Genomic DNA, 16,134 nt, shown 5'->3' with positions numbered 1-16,134 from the left:
TAACTCTAAGTTATTACTTAGCTGCGCTGATTTGTTTGCCTTTGTAGTACAAAGCGCCGTCAGCACCTTTAGTTGCGCGGTGTGGACGAACTAGTTCGCCAGTTTTTTTGTTCAAAGCTACTGCCGGAGCAGACAAACCGTCATGAGAACGGCGCATATCGCGTTTAGAACGGGATGTTTTTTTCTTAGGAGTTGGCATTTCAGACCTCTTTTAAATCTAACAATATGAATCAGAAGTACGGTAATTTATATAATGTACACTAAAAATCAAGTCTTTAATTAAGCTTTAAGTTCTTTAAAGCTGCAAAAGGACTTTCTGGCTTCTCGGCCGGCATTTCTTCGTTATAGATAAAACCCTGTTCTGGCTCAGGATTTGTGTAAATTGAGCAGTTCGGATTATCTTGTTTAGGGCATACGGGGTTATACGGGGTCGCTAGCGCAATAACCTCGTGTAAATATTCCGCCATATCGAAATTTTGCCCTTCATATTCGCAGAAATCAGTTTCATCACCGGAAAGATCGCTGATGTGATTTACTTTCGAATATTTGGAATTGCGCGGCTGATCTTGCTTAGGGATCAGGATTTCACGGTATTTCTCGGTGATTGGGAACTGAATATCAGTGCCGCAGCGAGAACATTGATCCGGGATCTTTGTGCTGATTTTTCCAGACATTTCAAAGTCTTTGGAGTTTAAAGGACGGATCGTAAATTCAGCTGAATAGGTGTTTTTGCCAATTAAATCGGCTAATACAGCGTTGGCCTCGCCAGATTGTGTATCCCACAAATAGGTACGGCCTTCTTCAGGAATTTCAGCAAGATTGATGGATAATTTCATATAATAAACTCCGACAAGCGCTCCTTTCTAAAAGGTATGAAGCGCTTCGTCAAGTTGAGAATGGCTACCTTGGAGACCTTTTAGGGTCTGAACAGATCCTGAGCGTTAGGGGACGACTTGATCTGTTTTAGCTCTTTTAGTTGTTTTATCAGGGTTTCCCAGCGTTCAATACTCATTTTCCCCAATTCCTGACCTTTGGCTTCGATCAGGGGCTTTTGAATCTGAGCTCCCTCATTAAAAGTCGCCAGATCCAGAGATTTGTTCAATTTAGCCATGTGCTCATTGGTCTTCGTGGGATCCTTAAGATATCCCTGCCAGCCTTGGCGTGTGGCCTCGACCACGTTTTTCACCAGCTCCGGATTTTTCTTTAGAGTCTCTTCGCGGGCGGCAAGTACAACCACATAGGGGTTGAAGCCTTCATCCGAAATCAAGAAGCTCTGAACCTTGGCGCCGCCTTTTTGTGCTGCCAATGGCTCAATAGTGATGAAACCTTGCTGCGAGAACTTCTTGTCATTCAGGAAATTTGAAACACCACCAAGATAGGGCACCACCTGCGCTTTGGGTTTTCCAAATTTCTGCAGCAAATATTGATGATAAGGAAGTCCGGCCTGAACTGAAAGAGTGCCTTCACTTAAATAAACATCCTGCAAATTTTTAAAACCGCGCTCGGCATGGGTCATGATGATATAGGGAGCTGTTTGATAGACTGCGAACAATGCGATGACTTTGTTTTTTGGGTTACGATCCTGGGAAATCACAACTTCATCAGCACTGACGATCGCGAAATCCACTTTGCCATTCGCCAGCATTTGCACTGTGGGAGTGCCAGAACCGCCCTCTTGAACTTTCGCATCGATGCCATGCTTTGCATAAATTCCGCCAATGGAAGCTTCATAAAAGCCACCGAACTCGGGCTCGGCTTTCCAGTTTAAAGCAATGGTCACAGGAGTGGGCTTGGTGTTTTTTGCTTCTGCCGCAAAAACAACAGAGCTTCCAAGAGTCAAAGTCAGGATCAAAAGTGATTTCATAAGTCTCCCGTAAAATAAGGACGGCGTTTTTGAATCAGGCGATGAGCCAATGTCAGGGCTCCGATCATCAAAAGACCCATCACTGAAAGTAATATCAAGGCGCCAAACACGATATCAACCCGTTGTTGTGTGCGGGCAGAGTCAATCATGGAACCCAATCCGCCGCCAGCCACAAACTCCCCAGCAATGGCGCCAATGATCGACAAGCCGGCTGAAATTTTCAGACCGGAATAGATATAGGAATAGGCAGCGGGGAGTTTCAGTTTCCACAAAATCTGCCAGGCATTCGCGTGATAAATCTTAAACAGGTCCAGTTGATTTGCCTGAACGCTTTCAAGACCCATCAAGGTGTTTGCGATGATCGGAAAAATCGAAACAATGAAACTTGAAGCAATCACTGTGGGCGCACCAAAGCCGAAGTAGATCACCAGCAATGGAGCCACTGCAATGATAGGGACTGTTTGAAAAAACACCGCAAATGGCAAAACAGCACGCTTTAAAAGGTCGGATAAAGAAAAGACCACAGCCAGTATCGTTCCCAATAAAATACTTAAGAACCAACCCGCAAGAGTATTCCAAAGAGTTTGCGAAAACGATGTAACATAATCAGGTTTCAACTCGATCAACGTTTTTGCGACAGTTTCCGGTGCTGGAACCAAGGATTCTGCAATAATATTCTGCTTCACCAAAACCTGTAAAACACAGGTAATTAAAAGGAAAAAGCCCAGGGCTGGGATGAAGCGCCTCATCGTCTTAGCCCTTCTGAAAGTTCTTTGATGATGCTGTTGAATTCCGGCGATGTTCTAAGTTCTTCCTGGCGTTGCTCGGGTAAATTCAGTTTTTGGTCCAATACAATGCCTCCGCCGGATTTAGCCATCAAAACCACGCGTTCAGAAATAAAGACCGCTTCTGATAATGAGTGAGTCACAAATAAAACAGTCAGGCCTTCGCTTTGCCACAGATCACGCATTTGCAATTGCATTTGATAGCGTGTGAATTCATCCAAGGCAGCGAAAGGTTCATCCATGAGCAGAAGTTTTGGTTTTGTCACCAGGGCGCGGGCAATGGAGACTCGCATCTTCATGCCGCCTGAAAGTTGATGGGGAAACAGGTCGGCGCTGTCTTGCAGATTTACTTTATTAAGAGCGTCCAAGGCTCTGGATTTGATTTCGTTCTTGGAAATTCCTTTAAGTTCTGGACTGATTTCAAAGGGCAATAGGACATTTTCCAAAACTGTTTTCCAAGGCAGTAAATTTGCATCTTGAAATACAAAGCCGAAATGATTTTTCTGGGAGTTTTTAAGTTCTCCCGCCGTGGCGTTTTCCAATCCGGCTATCAATCTTAAAACCGTGGATTTTCCACAGCCCGAGGGCCCGACTAAAGAAGTGAATGAGCCTTCAGGAATCTGCAGGGAAAAATCCTTCAGAACGGTTTTTGTTCCAAAGTCTTTCTTGAGATTTTGAATCTGAATGCCTGAAAGTTCCGACATTCTTAAACCCAGTCGTAGTTAAAGCTGATGCTGATGCGCTCTTTATCAGAAGTGTTTGCCGGGACTTCGTGGCGCAACCAGCTTTCAAACAACACAACATGACCTTCTTGCGGCTCTATGGAGTGGTAGCGCTGATTATGCACCTTTGCGTTGTGTTTGCGTGGTGGCGACGCCATGAATGAATCCATGCGAGGATCTTCAAATTTGATGGCTGAGCAATTCTTGGGTGTTTGTAAATAATAAGTCCCGCTAATAACCGAAAGCGGGTGTAGATGCATGGTGTGAATCACATCGGATGGCATGATGTTTACCCAGCATGAGCTCATGCGAAGTTCTTTGGGATTAATATCCATCTCCAGGTGCTTGACGAACTTGCGCACGTGTTTATCGATCTGTTTTTCCAGATCATTGAAGGTGCTGGAAAACTGATGAAGTTGAGCCATGGAACCATAGGAAGTAAAACCACCCTTATAGTTCTTCTTGGACCAAACCTGACCCTCCTCATCGATTTCGGCAATTTTAAGGGATTCCATTTTCAGGTCCTTGTTTAGAACCTTGGTTTTTGCCGCCTCCTGAAGAGGGCTATAATAAACGAATGTTGGAAAGAGGGTTTTGATCATCAATTACCTGTCCGAACTGTGCTCTTTTGAGACGAAATTCCTGTCTAATATTGAGACTTTAGGATGAAATAGCCTTCAACGCAAGGGGCGATGTTCATTTCCTTTACAGGCGCGGAGCGCGGAAAGTCACAGCCCTGTGCCAACTCAAATATATGCATGCCAGCCTTGGCACCACCGATGCAATAGGTAGTGGTATAACCAAGGAGTGAATTATGAAGAAGCAAATTTTGATCGCAATGATGACTTTGATCCCAATGACCTCTTTCGCTAAAGTTGCTGATTTCAGCTCCATGATTTCTGAAAACGCAGCAGCTCAAAAAGAACTTCACCACGCAGTTCGTGAAAACCTACACGACTCTCGCGAAGTTGTTAAGAAAGAGAAGATCGTTATCGTTGAAGCATCCGGTTCTTCTTATAGTTCACCAACTAACAAAGATTTCATGCGTTTTGCTAAAGAAAGAACTGCTGCTGAGCCTGCAGTTAAAGACATGCAATTTGACCGTCTTGCGAACGAAATTCGCAAGACGGATCAATAATACAAAATCCACCCCGAAATACACTCCTAAAGGCGCTGGTTTCCCCCGACCGGCGCTTTTTCTTTTTAAAGAATAAGTTTTCGAAGTTCTTGTTGGGAATAGACGTAATCTGCATAGACCATCGTATTTGCGATGTTCCTGTGTCCCAAAGCGACCTGCACCAGGCGCAAATCCTTGGTTTTTCGATACAGTTCGATTGCAAAAGTATGCCTTAAAGAGTGGAACTTTTTAGGGACTGGGCGATACATTTCCCAGATTTGATAAAGTCGGGGATAGGTGATCGGAAAAACTTGGTGCCCGCCCTGCTGCTCAGCGAACCTATGAAGTCGTTCAAAAATGGCTGAATGAATTGGAATTTCCCGGTCATTTGAGTTCTTTAAGCCCCGGATAAAGATGCTTTCATCGTAGGGATTCAAATCGGACCTTTGAATATTAAGAATTTCCTGGGCCCTGGCGCCGGTCTTTAAACCCACCCAAAACATCAAACAATTGCGTGGATCTTTGAGTTCAAAATCCGTGAGAATTTTTCGCAAACGTTCAACCTCGGGTTCGAGGAGATATTTGTTTTTATTGAGTTGATACCTAGGTGCCGGAGCCATAATTCATCATTCAAAAGTTAAATGGGGTCTGGCAATCGATATCTCATAACGCGCTGCATTCAAAAGTAGTGATAGGTAAATAATTTTTGTTTATATCTACTAGACTCGACGCGTCGAAATGATTCCTTCGAAAACAACCATATAAAATAACCAGTAAATTCAAACACATAGCACTAAAGCTTATGGCTATAAGCTATAGTCTGAATTGAAAAATGGGTCTATAGGGGCACCCGGGGCGGATTCTTTTGTGGTTTCAAAGACTTAGCTTGACTCCCTGGTGGGGCCTTTTAAAGTATACATGTATTTCACAACCACTTTCAATGTGTAAGACAATACTAATATTGTGAAATACAACAGTCTGGGAGGCTTTAGATGGATATGGAGACCCAGGGTCTAGGCATGGACCCCCATGAAAACGACGTTTCAAACGAGGGGTATGCTGAGGGCTCTTTAAACCCTTCATTTGAAATCGAGGGCGGGGAGGCATCTCCCCGTTCAAAGACCTCTTTAAGGATGCATTATGAAGCTCAGATTTCAGTTCTTCGTCGTCAGATGGGGGATTTGGAGTCGATTCGCCTAGGATTAGGACTTTCACAGCGTAAAATGAGCCAATTATTGATGGTCGATCCAAGCTCCTGGACGCGATGGACGAAGCAAGGTGACGAAGCTCCCCCGCATATTTGGCGTGCTCTTCAGTGGTATTTGATTTTGAACGAGAAAATCCCAGGCTTAACGCCGCAATATTTCATGAATCAAAGCCCGCAAGTCTTGCATCAGAAGGCTTTGCAGGAATTGGAATCAGAAAAAGCTGAAAGACAGGCAGAAATGTCGGTTTTATCGCGCAAATTGGATGGTTTTTCGGCTGAAAAGCAGGCTTTGAATGCAGAAGTCGCAAAGCTTAAAAAAGACCTTAAATTTCACCGAAAAATCAGTATATTCATTCTTTCTATGTCGCTCGTTTGGGCCGCCGTCTTTTTAGTTTGGAAATTTATATGATTAAACACGATTCAATCCGCCTTTTAGCCACTGAGAAAATCGCAGCCGCGATTCAAAAGATGGGTCATGACCTTTCGGCTGACGAAATCTATAAAGCTTTGGTTGAACCACCAAATTCAGATATGGGCGACTTAGCTTACGGTTGCTTTATTTTGGCGAAATCTTTGAAAAAAGGCCCTCCGCAGATTTCTGGCGAGCTAGCTGCTAATTTGGAACTTGATTCAAACCTTATTAAGGCACAAGCGGCTGGACCTTATTTGAATCTTACTTTTGCTCCGCAAGCATTCGGTGAAAAAGTCTTGAATCCTATTTTGACGGGTGAGCACTTTAAAAAAGCCCTTGTTGAAAAAGCACCGAAAACAATGATCGAGTACTCTCAACCAAATACGCACAAAGAACTTCACGTGGGTCACATGCGTAACTTGTGCTTAGGTGACTCTATCGTTCGTATGTTGAGATACTCGGGTCGTGAAATCGTTTCGGCAACTTTCCCAGGCGACATGGGAACTCACGTGGCGAAATGTCTTTGGTATATGAAAAAACACAATCAAGAACCTGTTCCGGCAACTGGAAAAGGTGAATGGTTGGGTAGCATGTATTCCAAAGCGAATTTGTTATTGGAAGATCAAAACGGAACTCCCCAGGAAGATCTGAATCGTCAGGAGCTGACAGCGATCCTAAAACAATTGGAAGCTGAAAGCGGTCCTTATTATGATCTTTGGAAAGAAACTCGCGAGTGGTCTATTGAGTTGATGAAGTCTGTCTATAAGTGGGCAGATGTTTCTTTTGACGAGTGGTATTTTGAATCTGAAATGGACGCCCCTTCTGCAGCGTGGGTTAAGGAACTTTATGCTGAAGGCAAACTTGAAAAATCAGAAGGTGCGATCGGTATGAATTTGGAAGCCGAGAAATTGGGCTTCTGCATGCTTTTGAAATCCGATGGTACAGGACTTTACGCCACTAAAGATCTATTGTTGGCTCGTCATAAATTCCAGGACGTGCATATCGAAAAATCAGTGTACATCGTTGATATGCGCCAAGCTTTGCATTTCAAACAAGTTTTCCGTGTGCTTGAAATTCTGGGTTTTGAACAGGCTAAGAATTGCTTCCATCTTCAATACAACTATGTGGAACTTCCAGATGGTGCGATGAGCTCTCGTAAGGGCAATATCGTTCCTTTGAATGATCTGGTTCGCAATATGGAAGAACACGTTAAGACACAATACCTGGCTCGCTATAAAGACGAGTGGTCTCAGGAAGACGTTAGCTTGATCGCTGCGCAAGTGGCGAAAGGTGCCATCTTCTATGGAATGCTTCGTATGGATACGAACAAGAAAATCGTATTCGATATGAACGAGTGGCTGAAGCTGGACGGCGAGTCTGGTCCGTTTATTCAGTACTCCCATGCGCGTATTCAGAGCTTGTTGCGTAAATTCCCGCGCACGCAAAAAAATGTGAACTGGGCGTTGCTGACTCATCCAGCAGAAAAACAAATGATGCAGGCTTTGTCTGGATTTAATACGGCTGTGGCGCAGGCTGCTGAGAACTACAAACCAGCTGCGATCTGCACTTATTTGTATGAGACAGCGAAAAAATTTAATGTCTTCTATCATGAGTGTCCTATTGGAACAGAAAAAGAAGAATCTGTTCGTGAGGCACGTTTGGCGTTGAGTGCCGCTGTAGGCGCGACTTTGAAGCAAGGTATGGCTGTTCTGGGAATGCCAGCGCCGGAGAAAATGTAAGTATATTGAGAGCATTTAGCTCAGTGCATCTAGCACTGAGCATAAGTGCTAGTCTTTTTACTCAAATGGAACAATGATCCCATGGCAATTCTAATTAAGGAGAATATTCCATGGGAACGTTTGAGGTAATCTCTAAACATGGTGATCACGAGCAAGTTGTATTCTGTAACGATCCTGCTGTTGGTCTAAAAGCAATCATCGCAATTCATAACACTGCATTGGGTCCTGCTTTGGGCGGTACTCGTATGTGGAACTATAAAAACGAAGATGAAGCGTTGGTTGACGTTCTACGTCTTTCTAAAGGTATGACTTATAAAGCTGCAGCATCCGGTTTGAACTTGGGTGGTGGTAAAGCCGTTATTATCGGTGATGCTAAAACTCAAAAGTCTGAAGGCTTGTTCCGTGCTTTCGGTCAATTCGTGAACTCTTTGAATGGTAAATACATCACTGCTGAAGACGTTGGTACGTCTGTACAAGATATGGAACATATCTACATGGAAACTCCATGGGTGACTGGTATTCCTAAAGATTTTGGTGGTTCCGGCGATCCATCTCCATACACTGCACACGGTGTATTGATGGGTATCAAAGCTTCCGCTAAAGAAAAATTCGGTACCGACTCTTTGAAAGGTATGCGCATTGCGGTTCAAGGTCTTGGAAACGTAGGTTCCAACCTTGTGAAGTACCTAAAAGAAGAAGGCGCTGAAACTATCGTTGCGGACATCGATATGGCGCGCACTAAAAAAATGGCTGAAATTTATGGTTCTAAAGCGGTTAGCTCTGACGAAATTCTTTTCGCAGAATGCGACATCTTGGCTCCATGTGCTTTGGGCGCGATCGTAAACGATCAATCCATCACCAAATTCAAAACTAAAGTTATTGCTGGTGGCGCTAATAACGTGTTGGCAGAAGCTCGTCACGGTGATCAATTGAAAGAATTGGGCATCCTTTACGCTCCAGATTACGTGATCAATGCCGGTGGCTTGATGAACGTATTCGTTGAGCTTGAGGGTTATTCTCCAGAGCGTGCGTTTGAAAAAACAAAACGCGTGTACGATAACATCCTTAAAGTTTACGAAATCGCTAAACGTGACAATATCGGTACGCACACTGCTGCAGACCGTATGGCTGAAGAGCGCATCAAAACAATTGGTCGCTTGAAACAACGTCACCCAGGTAAATCTTCTCGTTCATTCACAACGTTGAAAGAAGTTTACAACCGCTAATCCGCCCCTGCGGGCAGAGCTGTCGCGACGACAGTCGCAGAAGCTGAAGCAACTATTCGAAGGCTCGTTGCCATTTGGTAACGGGCCTTTTTATTCTTATCGACGCAGCGAACCACTGGGCGCTCGGGGTTGACACTCTAGGGGTCCAGCTTAACAATTATTGCGTCTAAGTATTTATTAACAGCGAGGAATTATCTTGAGCACTAAGTTTACTAAAGAAGAGTTGAAAAGCCCTGACCAAGTTACAAAAACGTTGAGAGAAGGTTTTGTGTGGACCACAACTCACTCAAAAATCGTTATCACGGCGGTTTTTGCTTTCATCGTTATCGGTGGTGGTATGGCTTTGATGAACTACCTTTCACACAAAAAGGATGCTGAGACTCAAGGTAAATACTTTGCTTTGGAAAAGGCTTACACCGAGAAAAAACGTGGTTTCGACGAAGCTTTGCGCGCAGAAGTGACTGCAGCAGCGGCTAAAGACAAAAAGAATGCTCCAGCCGTGGATCCAAGCAAGAAGCCAACTGGCGACATTCAAAAAGACTACGGCACAGTGATCACTGGCTTTGAAGCGCTTTTGAATGAGTCTCCAAAAACAACAGCTGGTCAAATGGCGGCATTGAATTTGAGCGACATCTACGTGTCTCACAAAATGTATGACGAAGCGATGGCATCCCTGAGCAAAGTGGAAGCTGGTTTGAATAAATCGGACCTGACTTCTGGCTTGGTATGGATGCAGATGGGCAACATCCTGGCGGATAAAGGTGACTGCAAAGGTGCTGTTGCCAAATGGGATGCAGTCGTTGCTTCCAAATCTTTCTCATACGCTCATGACGAAGCTAAATTGCGCCAGGGTCTTTGCTATGAAACCATGAATGATGCTGCAAAAGCTGAGCAATTGTACACTGAAGTTGCAAAAAACACGGATGCACAGAATGCAGATACAGCAGCGACTCGTGAAGCTGCCAAATACCTTCGTCTATTGAAGGCAAAACAGAATCTTTAGGATTCACAGGATCGAAACATGAAGTTTTTGTATCTGGGGGCTTTGGCTCTTTTAATGATGGGTTGTACGACACTGGATCAGTCAGTTGATAAGACTGTTGATCAATGGCGCGCCCTTAACAGCAGCAAAAGAACCTTCGAGGTCAAAACCGCATGGGTTCGCCAAACTACTTATAAAGACAACCTGGGGTTCAGAAAAATCAACCGCATGACTCCGATTATGGCGGGCGATCTGATTATCCAGGGGAACGGCATGGACTCCCTTTCAGCTTATGGTCGTGGCGACGGTCAGTTGAAATGGAAACTGCCGATCAAAAATGGCGTTGAGCCCAGCGCCACTTTGATTCGTGATCGTCTGTTTGTGGGTGCCAGCGATGGTAACTTTTATTCCGTAGAGGCCTCCACCGGCCGTGTTCAATGGACTTTCCCAACGAAATCAGAAAATCTTTCAGAGCCATTGCTTGATGAAGGTACTGTGTACTTCCTGGCTGGTAACAATGTGCTTTACGCATTGGATGCAGCTACAGGGAAGCAGGTCTGGTTGTACTCCCGTCAGGACACTTCGGTGTTCTCGATTCGTGGAGGCAGTAAGCCGGCAATTCGCAATGGAACTTTGTACATTGGATTCTCTGACGGATCCCTGGTTGCGTTTAACGCAAAAACAGGAGCTGTTTCCTGGGAACTTCAATTGAATCGCAATAAACGTTTCCGTGATATCGATGCCAGCCCAATTTTGGATGGCGAGCAGATTTATATCGCTGGTTACGATGACAAACTTTATGCTGTTTCAGCGGCCAAAGGCGAGGTTCTGTGGAGAGTGGATCAGGGTGGATATAGCTCTGTGACAGTTGCTGCAGATCGTATTTATTATCCAACCACTACGGGCGAAGTGCTGGCTCTAAACAAAGCAACAGGTCAAACAATCTGGAGCTTTAAAGTTAAGGACGGAATCGCAACGCAAGTGAAACTATTCAAAGGCATTTTGACCTTTGGTGAGTCGCAAGGACATTTGCAATTCCTGGATGCAGGAACTGGACAACCATTGGGCTCCATGGAGCCTGGTCGCGGAATTCTGGCGGCACCTCAGGTGGATGAAAAATCAAACCGTGTGTATTTTATCTCTGGAGAAGCCAATCTTTACGCGATTGATGCACAATGGGTTCGCAGTAACTACTAGCTGATTAAAAGTCGGGGAGCATGAGATGAAAAAATTAATTACGGCACTTATTCCAGTACTAATTTTGGCTGCTTGTTCTCACGGTGATTGCCGTGGGGAGAAAAAGAAAACATCTCAAGCTGAGGCAACAGGAGCTGCAGTGGCATCCAGTAATACAACAGACCGAGTGAAAGTCTTTAAACCAGATGGTTCTTTGCAATGCGGTCAGGGTAAAAAAATCGCGATCGCTGAAATGCAAAAAGACCTGGGTGCTATCCAGGTCTATTCTACAAAAAATCAAAATGATGGGATGATGCGAATTCAGGTTTGCGGCAGTCCTACGGGCAACTGCAATGTCTACGAAATCGATCGTAAGGACCTTGCAGTCGCGCAAAAAGCAGGATTTAAGGAGTGGCTGGCTGAATAGTCAGGCGCTCTTTAATTCGCTCTTTTGGAAGCGGACCTTCACCAGGTACGTAGCGGCCCTCAATAACCATTACTTCAAATGGCTTGTCGGTATTTCTTAGTAGTGTCTCAGTTACATTACCTTTCGCATCCAGGCGTTGGATCAACATGACAGCATCTGGATCCGTACCACCAATACCCATAACTTCAGCCTGACGACCGTACTTGTACGAGAAATTCGGGTCAAAGGCTTTCAATCTGCCCAAATCCACATCTTTAATGGCGCGGTATGAAGCCACGTTAATGCGGGATTTTAGCATCGCCTGAAGTTTTGGATCCGTGTGTTCACCGTACTTACCAACAACCATGGCGCCCATGGCGAAGGCTTTACCGACCACTTCACGCTTGGATGTGGAGTAACCGTAAGAGACTCCGTACTTAGGACCGCTTCTGTGGTGATCAATCGCCATGTCAACCATTTCACCAGTGATGGTCTCTTTGTTGAACAGTACAAAGTCATCTTTAATAGCTTCAACCAAAGGCTTTCCTGCCTGGACAGCTCTAAGAACACTGTTTGAAACCAGGTGCGATTTTGGAGTTCTGAAGTATTCCAACAGGTCTTGACGAGTCAGCTCTCGATTTCTGTTAGAAAGGCCGCGCCAAACCAGCATTTCCTTGTCGTACCAGCGATCGATTTTAGCATCCCACAAGTACTTCGAGTTGGATTTGTTTTTACCAAAGGCTGCAACAAAATCAGGGTCAATCAGGCGCAAACCAATCTCGCGTTCACCATCTTTATCATGGATGTAGCGGATGGTTTTCGAGCTATAGTATTCCACAAACATGTCTGCGATACGGGACATTGTGCGCAGGCGATCATTCAGGATTTCCTGTTTCAGTTCCGGATGAGCTTGATACAAAGTTTTCAGGAAAGCATTGAATTGCTCAGCATCAACCTTGGCTTGGACGTAGTTTTTAACTTCTTTGGTCTTGCCCTGCTGTTTCAAGGAGATATTGACCATCTCTGGCAAGCCCGGATACAGAAGCTCCGGAGAATGCTCGATCGTCATTCCATTTTCCAGGCGATACATGATGTCTGCCTGTAGTTTTGCGTTGTTTACGACACCTTTATGAACGTATTCACGCCATTCTTTTTGTGAGACCTGTACATCCAGGAATGGATCCACCAGACGAACTGGAGGCAAGCCCTCTTTAGTCAGAAGGTAATTCATGAATAAGCGGGTTGTACGACCGTTACCGTTCAGAACAGGATGAATCGCAACCAGGTCACGTTGGAAATCCGCTACGATATCAATGTATTGTTGTTCGTTAACTCCGATTTTGATGTCACCCAAAGCTGCGCGCTCGGCATTGAATTTCGCAAAACGATTTTCAACCAGGGCCTTGGTGAAAGCTTGTTCCAACTCCGGCGTGGCCTGGGTGTCATACGAAGGTCTTTTTTCTTTGCGATATTCCAGGATTTTTGCATATACCTCAGGATGTGTATCCTTGATTAGATCCAATGTTTCCTGTTTTGGTGTAGTTACGAAAGGGTAGTGAATGCGACCACTGATCAGCGTGATTGTACCACCGCCAATAGCCATGTCTTTTTGAGAACCCCAGATTCTGATTTGCTCCCAAAGACCAACATTCAAGTCTTTCTTCGTTGTGCCGGTTTGTTGCCAAGCTAGATAGGGGTTCGATTCGACAACTGTAACTTCTTTGGGGATCATCATGAAGTCACCGGCAACGTTACCCATCCAGTGACCATTGCGCCAAACACCGAGTTGAGCGGGTGCGATTCCTTCAACTCCATTTTCCATGATGCGTTTGTGGATTTCAGGTAAAAGGTCCGCTGTAATTGGTGGTTTTTCTTTTCTTAAATAGTTATCACGAGCATTTAAGAAGCCTTTGTATGGAGCGGCCTCTGTGGATTCACCCCAACGATCGTACATTTTGGAAAAATCCAAAACCTTATTGGTACCATCCAGGAAGTTCGGCAAAATCTCTTTGGCTGTATGTGTGTAATCAAAGAACTCGACAGCAGCTAATAGATGCTCTACCTGAGCTCTGCGTTCTGCAGGAATCTTTTTAAGTGTGGCCCAAAGTTTGGCCTTGGTTCCGGCAAACTCCAAAAGCTCGCGAGGAGTTTCAACTTGTTTGGCATCAGAGCGTAGACCGAATTCAGTGCCGCGGGCTTTGACCAAATGATCCGTAAAGACCTGTTCGCACATGAGTGCGGCTTGGGCCGGGCTCATGAAGCTGATAGCAAGTACCAGTGACAGGACAAATTTAAACAGATTATGCATAGACATACATAGACTCCTCGTTGTCTTATAGAATCTAAAAGCAAGCCCTGTGCTAGGCATTAAGCACTATAAAAGACCTGAACGGGGAGTGTGAGTCGTCTCCCCGTCTCATTTTGAGAAAGAGGCAATTTGCGTCTGCAGCTGTGCAGTTTGTATACAAATAGCAAACCTCCAGTTTTCACAAAGGTTCGCCTGTAATTTGGAACATCTTGCGTTATGCCTAGAGCTTACGTTTGAAGTCCCATACAATCTTACTCAAGAATGAAACTCTCTCTTTTGATCTATTTTTTTCTTTTCTCTGCGAATCAAGCTGCCTTTGGTGCAGGTCTGAGTGACCTACGCGTGGCAATTCCAGCCGGACTAGCGCCGCCTTTGTTGATGGAAAAAAATGGCAAAATGGAAGGTTTGATTGTCGATTATACCAATGCGATCGCAGAAAAACTGGGTCGAAAGGCGAGTTATAGTGTTGTCACCAGGTATCGTCTGGATGGTTATCTTTTAAGCGGGAAAGTGGATCTGCTTTGCTACACCAGCAAGATCTGGGATGCTAACAGAGACTTTCTTGAATTCTCGAAAACCTTGTTTATTAAGCGCGAGATTATTGTCGGGCCAACACCCCTTCCCAAAAAGCTGAACGGCTTTGAAGGGCAGACTATCGGTACAATTCTACAGTATGTGTATCCTTTGCTGGATCCATATTTTGAGTCCGGAAAAATGAAGCGTGAAGACAATGTCAGTGAAGAGGCGAATTTAAAAAAACTTTTAAATGGTCGTATCCAATACCTGGTCACCGATCAGATTTTTCTGGATTACTTCCGCATGTTGCATCCGACGATCAGTAAAAATCGCGAAGCTTTCTCTTTGCAGGAATATCCAATTCTCTGTTCTATCGGCCGCCAAAGCAGCGTTAAAAAGAAAGATCTGGATAAAGCCGTTGTCGAACTTAAAGCATCCGGAAAAATGAAGTCCTTCTTTGATAAATACGGCGGAACTTACATCGAGTAGATACTAAATGGATTTTGTGAGAGTTTGAATCGCGGAATCTAATTCCTGCTGCGTATTGTGAATATGGGGCGTAAGCCTGATAACAGGAAAACCTGGAACTTTAGGCAGACCCACTTGCAACAAAGGATTTGATCCTTTCACCATAAGCCCCTCAAATTCGATGCTCTTAAAATCAGATATCTTATAACAAAGAAGTCGGGCTGGGACTTCAGATGAAGTTGATTTCAACGGCTTCAGGCCTTTGGCGCGCAAGCCATCTTCCAGATACTTCATACGCAATGAAATCTGGGAGAAAATATTTTCTTTCCCATGCTTTTGCCAAAAATTGAAACAAGCTTCCAATCCATAGTAAGACGAAAAACTCTGGGAATGAGACCAAAGCATACGTTCCGCAAAGGGATTTTGGGTATACTTTTGCATCACAAGTGGCGTATTGAATTCCGTCGTCCAGGAACCATACAAAGGATAAGTTTTATCCTGATGAATTGGATTCACCCAGCCAAAAGCAGTCCCTTTGGGACCCATAAACCATTTATGTAGATTACCAGCATAGTAATCGACATCCTGAAGATCAGATTTAAAATCCAAATTCAGAATACCTGGTGCGTGAGCTCCATCAACCACCAATAAAACACCTTTTTTACGGCACTCTATCGCCAGCTCTTTAAGTGGAACTTCAATGCCATTGCCTGTGAATATATGGCTGATAGCAAAGACTTTGGTTTTATCAGTAAAATTATTTGTAAGAGCCCTTACGACTTCAGCAGTTGAAATGTCCTGATATAATTCATCTGGCTGGATAAAACGCAGCGAAAGGTCGTCTTGTTGAGCCTTATACTTCAAGATATTCACGACGGCACCGTACTCAAAGGTCGTCGTCAGAATTTCAGATTCGACGGGGAGTCTAAGCCCCATGATTATTTCATTTAAAGCGAGGGTGACATTGGGTCTTAGAAAAACATCTGAAGCATCCGCATTTAAGAACGCTCCCAAATGCTCCTGAACAGCCCATAAACGCGCCCATGAATCACCAAGGCTCAGTGATGTGTTCATTTCAAAACGTTCTAATTCGGCCTTTTGATGATCGATAACGCTGGAAGGACAAAGTCCCAGGGTTCCGTTGTTTAAATTAATAAAGCGGGTGCCTTTGTATTTCTCAAACTCACCTGCAAAACTATGAAACAT

Annotated in this window: 17 protein-coding genes; 8 read left to right on the top strand and 9 right to left on the bottom strand. The window is 44.5% G+C overall.

The window, feature by feature from the left end; all coding sequences use genetic code 11:
• Positions 1 to 13 precede the first annotated feature (13 nt).
• From rpmF to ACLVWR_RS15530, 6 genes are all read right to left on the bottom strand, one after another.
• Positions 14 to 199, bottom strand: coding sequence for a 50S ribosomal protein L32 (rpmF, locus tag ACLVWR_RS15555; protein WP_088614632.1), 186 nt, complete (start codon positions 197 to 199; stop codon positions 14 to 16).
• Between the two features lie 76 nt (positions 200 to 275).
• Positions 276 to 836 (bottom strand): YceD family protein, encoded by a 561-nt coding sequence (locus tag ACLVWR_RS15550; protein WP_413581526.1) that lies wholly within the window; start codon positions 834 to 836, stop codon positions 276 to 278.
• Positions 837 to 916: 80 nt separating this feature from the next.
• On the bottom strand, positions 917 to 1,864 hold the full coding sequence (locus ACLVWR_RS15545) for an ABC transporter substrate-binding protein (protein ID WP_413581525.1): 948 nt from the start codon (positions 1,862 to 1,864) through the stop codon (positions 917 to 919).
• The gene (locus ACLVWR_RS15540; RefSeq protein WP_413581524.1) at positions 1,861 to 2,613 is read right to left on the bottom strand and encodes an ABC transporter permease; all 753 of its coding nucleotides are present in this window, start codon (positions 2,611 to 2,613) and stop codon (positions 1,861 to 1,863) included. The genes ACLVWR_RS15545 and ACLVWR_RS15540 overlap by 4 nt, the downstream gene beginning before the upstream one ends.
• On the bottom strand, positions 2,610 to 3,353 hold the full coding sequence (locus ACLVWR_RS15535; RefSeq protein ID WP_413581523.1) for an ABC transporter ATP-binding protein: 744 nt from the start codon (positions 3,351 to 3,353) through the stop codon (positions 2,610 to 2,612). Before ACLVWR_RS15535 ends, ACLVWR_RS15540 begins: the two co-directional genes overlap by 4 nt.
• Before the next feature lie 2 nt (positions 3,354 to 3,355).
• The gene (locus ACLVWR_RS15530; protein WP_413581522.1) at positions 3,356 to 3,973 is read right to left on the bottom strand and encodes a 2OG-Fe(II) oxygenase family protein; all 618 of its coding nucleotides are present in this window, start codon (positions 3,971 to 3,973) and stop codon (positions 3,356 to 3,358) included.
• A gap of 212 nt (positions 3,974 to 4,185) precedes the next feature.
• Here ACLVWR_RS15530 and ACLVWR_RS15525 point away from each other — a divergent pair, with 212 nt between their 5' ends.
• Complete coding sequence (locus ACLVWR_RS15525) at positions 4,186 to 4,509, top strand: hypothetical protein (RefSeq protein ID WP_413581521.1); 324 nt, start codon at positions 4,186 to 4,188, stop codon at positions 4,507 to 4,509.
• A gap of 65 nt (positions 4,510 to 4,574) precedes the next feature.
• On the opposite strand, the gene ACLVWR_RS15520 is transcribed toward ACLVWR_RS15525, so the two are convergent.
• Positions 4,575 to 5,042: a tyrosine-type recombinase/integrase gene (locus ACLVWR_RS15520; RefSeq protein ID WP_246845569.1), complete on the bottom strand. Its 468-nt coding sequence runs from the start codon at positions 5,040 to 5,042 to the stop codon at positions 4,575 to 4,577.
• A gap of 438 nt (positions 5,043 to 5,480) precedes the next feature.
• Here ACLVWR_RS15520 and ACLVWR_RS15515 point away from each other — a divergent pair, with 438 nt between their 5' ends.
• The 6 genes from ACLVWR_RS15515 to ACLVWR_RS15490 all read left to right on the top strand — a co-directional run bounded on the left by ACLVWR_RS15515 (position 5,481) and on the right by ACLVWR_RS15490 (position 11,657).
• Positions 5,481 to 6,104: a hypothetical protein gene (locus ACLVWR_RS15515; RefSeq protein WP_413581520.1), complete on the top strand. Its 624-nt coding sequence runs from the start codon at positions 5,481 to 5,483 to the stop codon at positions 6,102 to 6,104.
• Complete coding sequence (gene argS / locus ACLVWR_RS15510) at positions 6,101 to 7,846, top strand: arginine--tRNA ligase (RefSeq protein WP_413581519.1); 1,746 nt, start codon at positions 6,101 to 6,103, stop codon at positions 7,844 to 7,846. The genes ACLVWR_RS15515 and argS overlap by 4 nt, the downstream gene beginning before the upstream one ends.
• A 110-nt stretch (positions 7,847 to 7,956) precedes the next feature.
• Positions 7,957 to 9,072, top strand: coding sequence for a Glu/Leu/Phe/Val family dehydrogenase (locus ACLVWR_RS15505; RefSeq protein WP_413581518.1), 1,116 nt, complete (start codon positions 7,957 to 7,959; stop codon positions 9,070 to 9,072).
• A gap of 196 nt (positions 9,073 to 9,268) precedes the next feature.
• Complete coding sequence (locus tag ACLVWR_RS15500; RefSeq protein WP_413581517.1) at positions 9,269 to 10,075, top strand: tetratricopeptide repeat protein; 807 nt, start codon at positions 9,269 to 9,271, stop codon at positions 10,073 to 10,075.
• 18 nt (positions 10,076 to 10,093) lie between these two features.
• Entirely contained in the window at positions 10,094 to 11,251 is a 1,158-nt protein-coding gene (locus tag ACLVWR_RS15495) for a PQQ-binding-like beta-propeller repeat protein (RefSeq protein WP_413581516.1), read from the top strand.
• A gap of 25 nt (positions 11,252 to 11,276) precedes the next feature.
• Positions 11,277 to 11,657 carry a hypothetical protein gene (locus ACLVWR_RS15490; RefSeq protein WP_413581515.1) on the top strand — a complete coding sequence of 127 codons (381 nt, stop codon included), beginning with the start codon at positions 11,277 to 11,279 and terminating at the stop codon, positions 11,655 to 11,657.
• Here the strand turns inward: ACLVWR_RS15490 and ACLVWR_RS15485 are convergent.
• Positions 11,635 to 13,950 carry a Fic family protein gene (locus ACLVWR_RS15485; protein WP_413581514.1) on the bottom strand — a complete coding sequence of 772 codons (2,316 nt, stop codon included), beginning with the start codon at positions 13,948 to 13,950 and terminating at the stop codon, positions 11,635 to 11,637. The genes ACLVWR_RS15490 and ACLVWR_RS15485 overlap by 23 nt on opposite strands.
• A gap of 255 nt (positions 13,951 to 14,205) precedes the next feature.
• On the opposite strand from ACLVWR_RS15485, the gene ACLVWR_RS15480 reads away from it, so the two are divergent.
• Positions 14,206 to 14,949: a substrate-binding periplasmic protein gene (locus tag ACLVWR_RS15480; protein ID WP_413581513.1), complete on the top strand. Its 744-nt coding sequence runs from the start codon at positions 14,206 to 14,208 to the stop codon at positions 14,947 to 14,949.
• Positions 14,950 to 14,952: 3 nt separating this feature from the next.
• Here ACLVWR_RS15480 and ACLVWR_RS15475 read toward each other — a convergent pair whose 3' ends face one another.
• Entirely contained in the window at positions 14,953 to 16,134 is a 1,182-nt protein-coding gene (locus tag ACLVWR_RS15475; protein ID WP_413581512.1) for an aminotransferase class V-fold PLP-dependent enzyme, read from the bottom strand.

Origin of the sequence: Bdellovibrio sp. HCB288, assembly GCF_047305935.1 — a bacterium.
GTDB lineage: Bacteria > Bdellovibrionota > Bdellovibrionia > Bdellovibrionales > Bdellovibrionaceae > Bdellovibrio.
This window is presented reverse-complemented; position numbering and strand designations above follow the sequence as displayed.

Bases quoted from the DNA above. Each gene is read 5' to 3' on its own strand.
- ACLVWR_RS15490 (WP_413581515.1), top strand. From the start codon at position 11,277: ATGAAAAAATTAATTACGGCACTTATTCCAGTACTAATTTTGGCTGCT.
- ACLVWR_RS15515 (WP_413581520.1), top strand. From the start codon at position 5,481: ATGGATATGGAGACCCAGGGTCTAGGCATGGACCCCCATGAAAACGAC.
- ACLVWR_RS15535 (WP_413581523.1), bottom strand. From the start codon at position 3,353: ATGTCGGAACTTTCAGGCATTCAGATTCAAAATCTCAAGAAAGACTTT.
- ACLVWR_RS15475 (WP_413581512.1), bottom strand. From the start codon at position 16,134: ATGTTTCATAGTTTTGCAGGTGAGTTTGAGAAATACAAAGGCACCCGC.
- ACLVWR_RS15480 (WP_413581513.1), top strand. From the start codon at position 14,206: ATGAAACTCTCTCTTTTGATCTATTTTTTTCTTTTCTCTGCGAATCAA.
- ACLVWR_RS15530 (WP_413581522.1), bottom strand. From the start codon at position 3,973: ATGATCAAAACCCTCTTTCCAACATTCGTTTATTATAGCCCTCTTCAG.
- ACLVWR_RS15495 (WP_413581516.1), top strand. From the start codon at position 10,094: ATGAAGTTTTTGTATCTGGGGGCTTTGGCTCTTTTAATGATGGGTTGT.
- ACLVWR_RS15525 (WP_413581521.1), top strand. From the start codon at position 4,186: ATGAAGAAGCAAATTTTGATCGCAATGATGACTTTGATCCCAATGACC.
- argS (WP_413581519.1), top strand. From the start codon at position 6,101: ATGATTAAACACGATTCAATCCGCCTTTTAGCCACTGAGAAAATCGCA.
- ACLVWR_RS15545 (WP_413581525.1), bottom strand. From the start codon at position 1,864: ATGAAATCACTTTTGATCCTGACTTTGACTCTTGGAAGCTCTGTTGTT.
- ACLVWR_RS15505 (WP_413581518.1), top strand. From the start codon at position 7,957: ATGGGAACGTTTGAGGTAATCTCTAAACATGGTGATCACGAGCAAGTT.
- ACLVWR_RS15540 (WP_413581524.1), bottom strand. From the start codon at position 2,613: ATGAGGCGCTTCATCCCAGCCCTGGGCTTTTTCCTTTTAATTACCTGT.
- ACLVWR_RS15485 (WP_413581514.1), bottom strand. From the start codon at position 13,950: ATGTCTATGCATAATCTGTTTAAATTTGTCCTGTCACTGGTACTTGCT.
- rpmF (WP_088614632.1), bottom strand. From the start codon at position 199: ATGCCAACTCCTAAGAAAAAAACATCCCGTTCTAAACGCGATATGCGC.
- ACLVWR_RS15550 (WP_413581526.1), bottom strand. From the start codon at position 836: ATGAAATTATCCATCAATCTTGCTGAAATTCCTGAAGAAGGCCGTACC.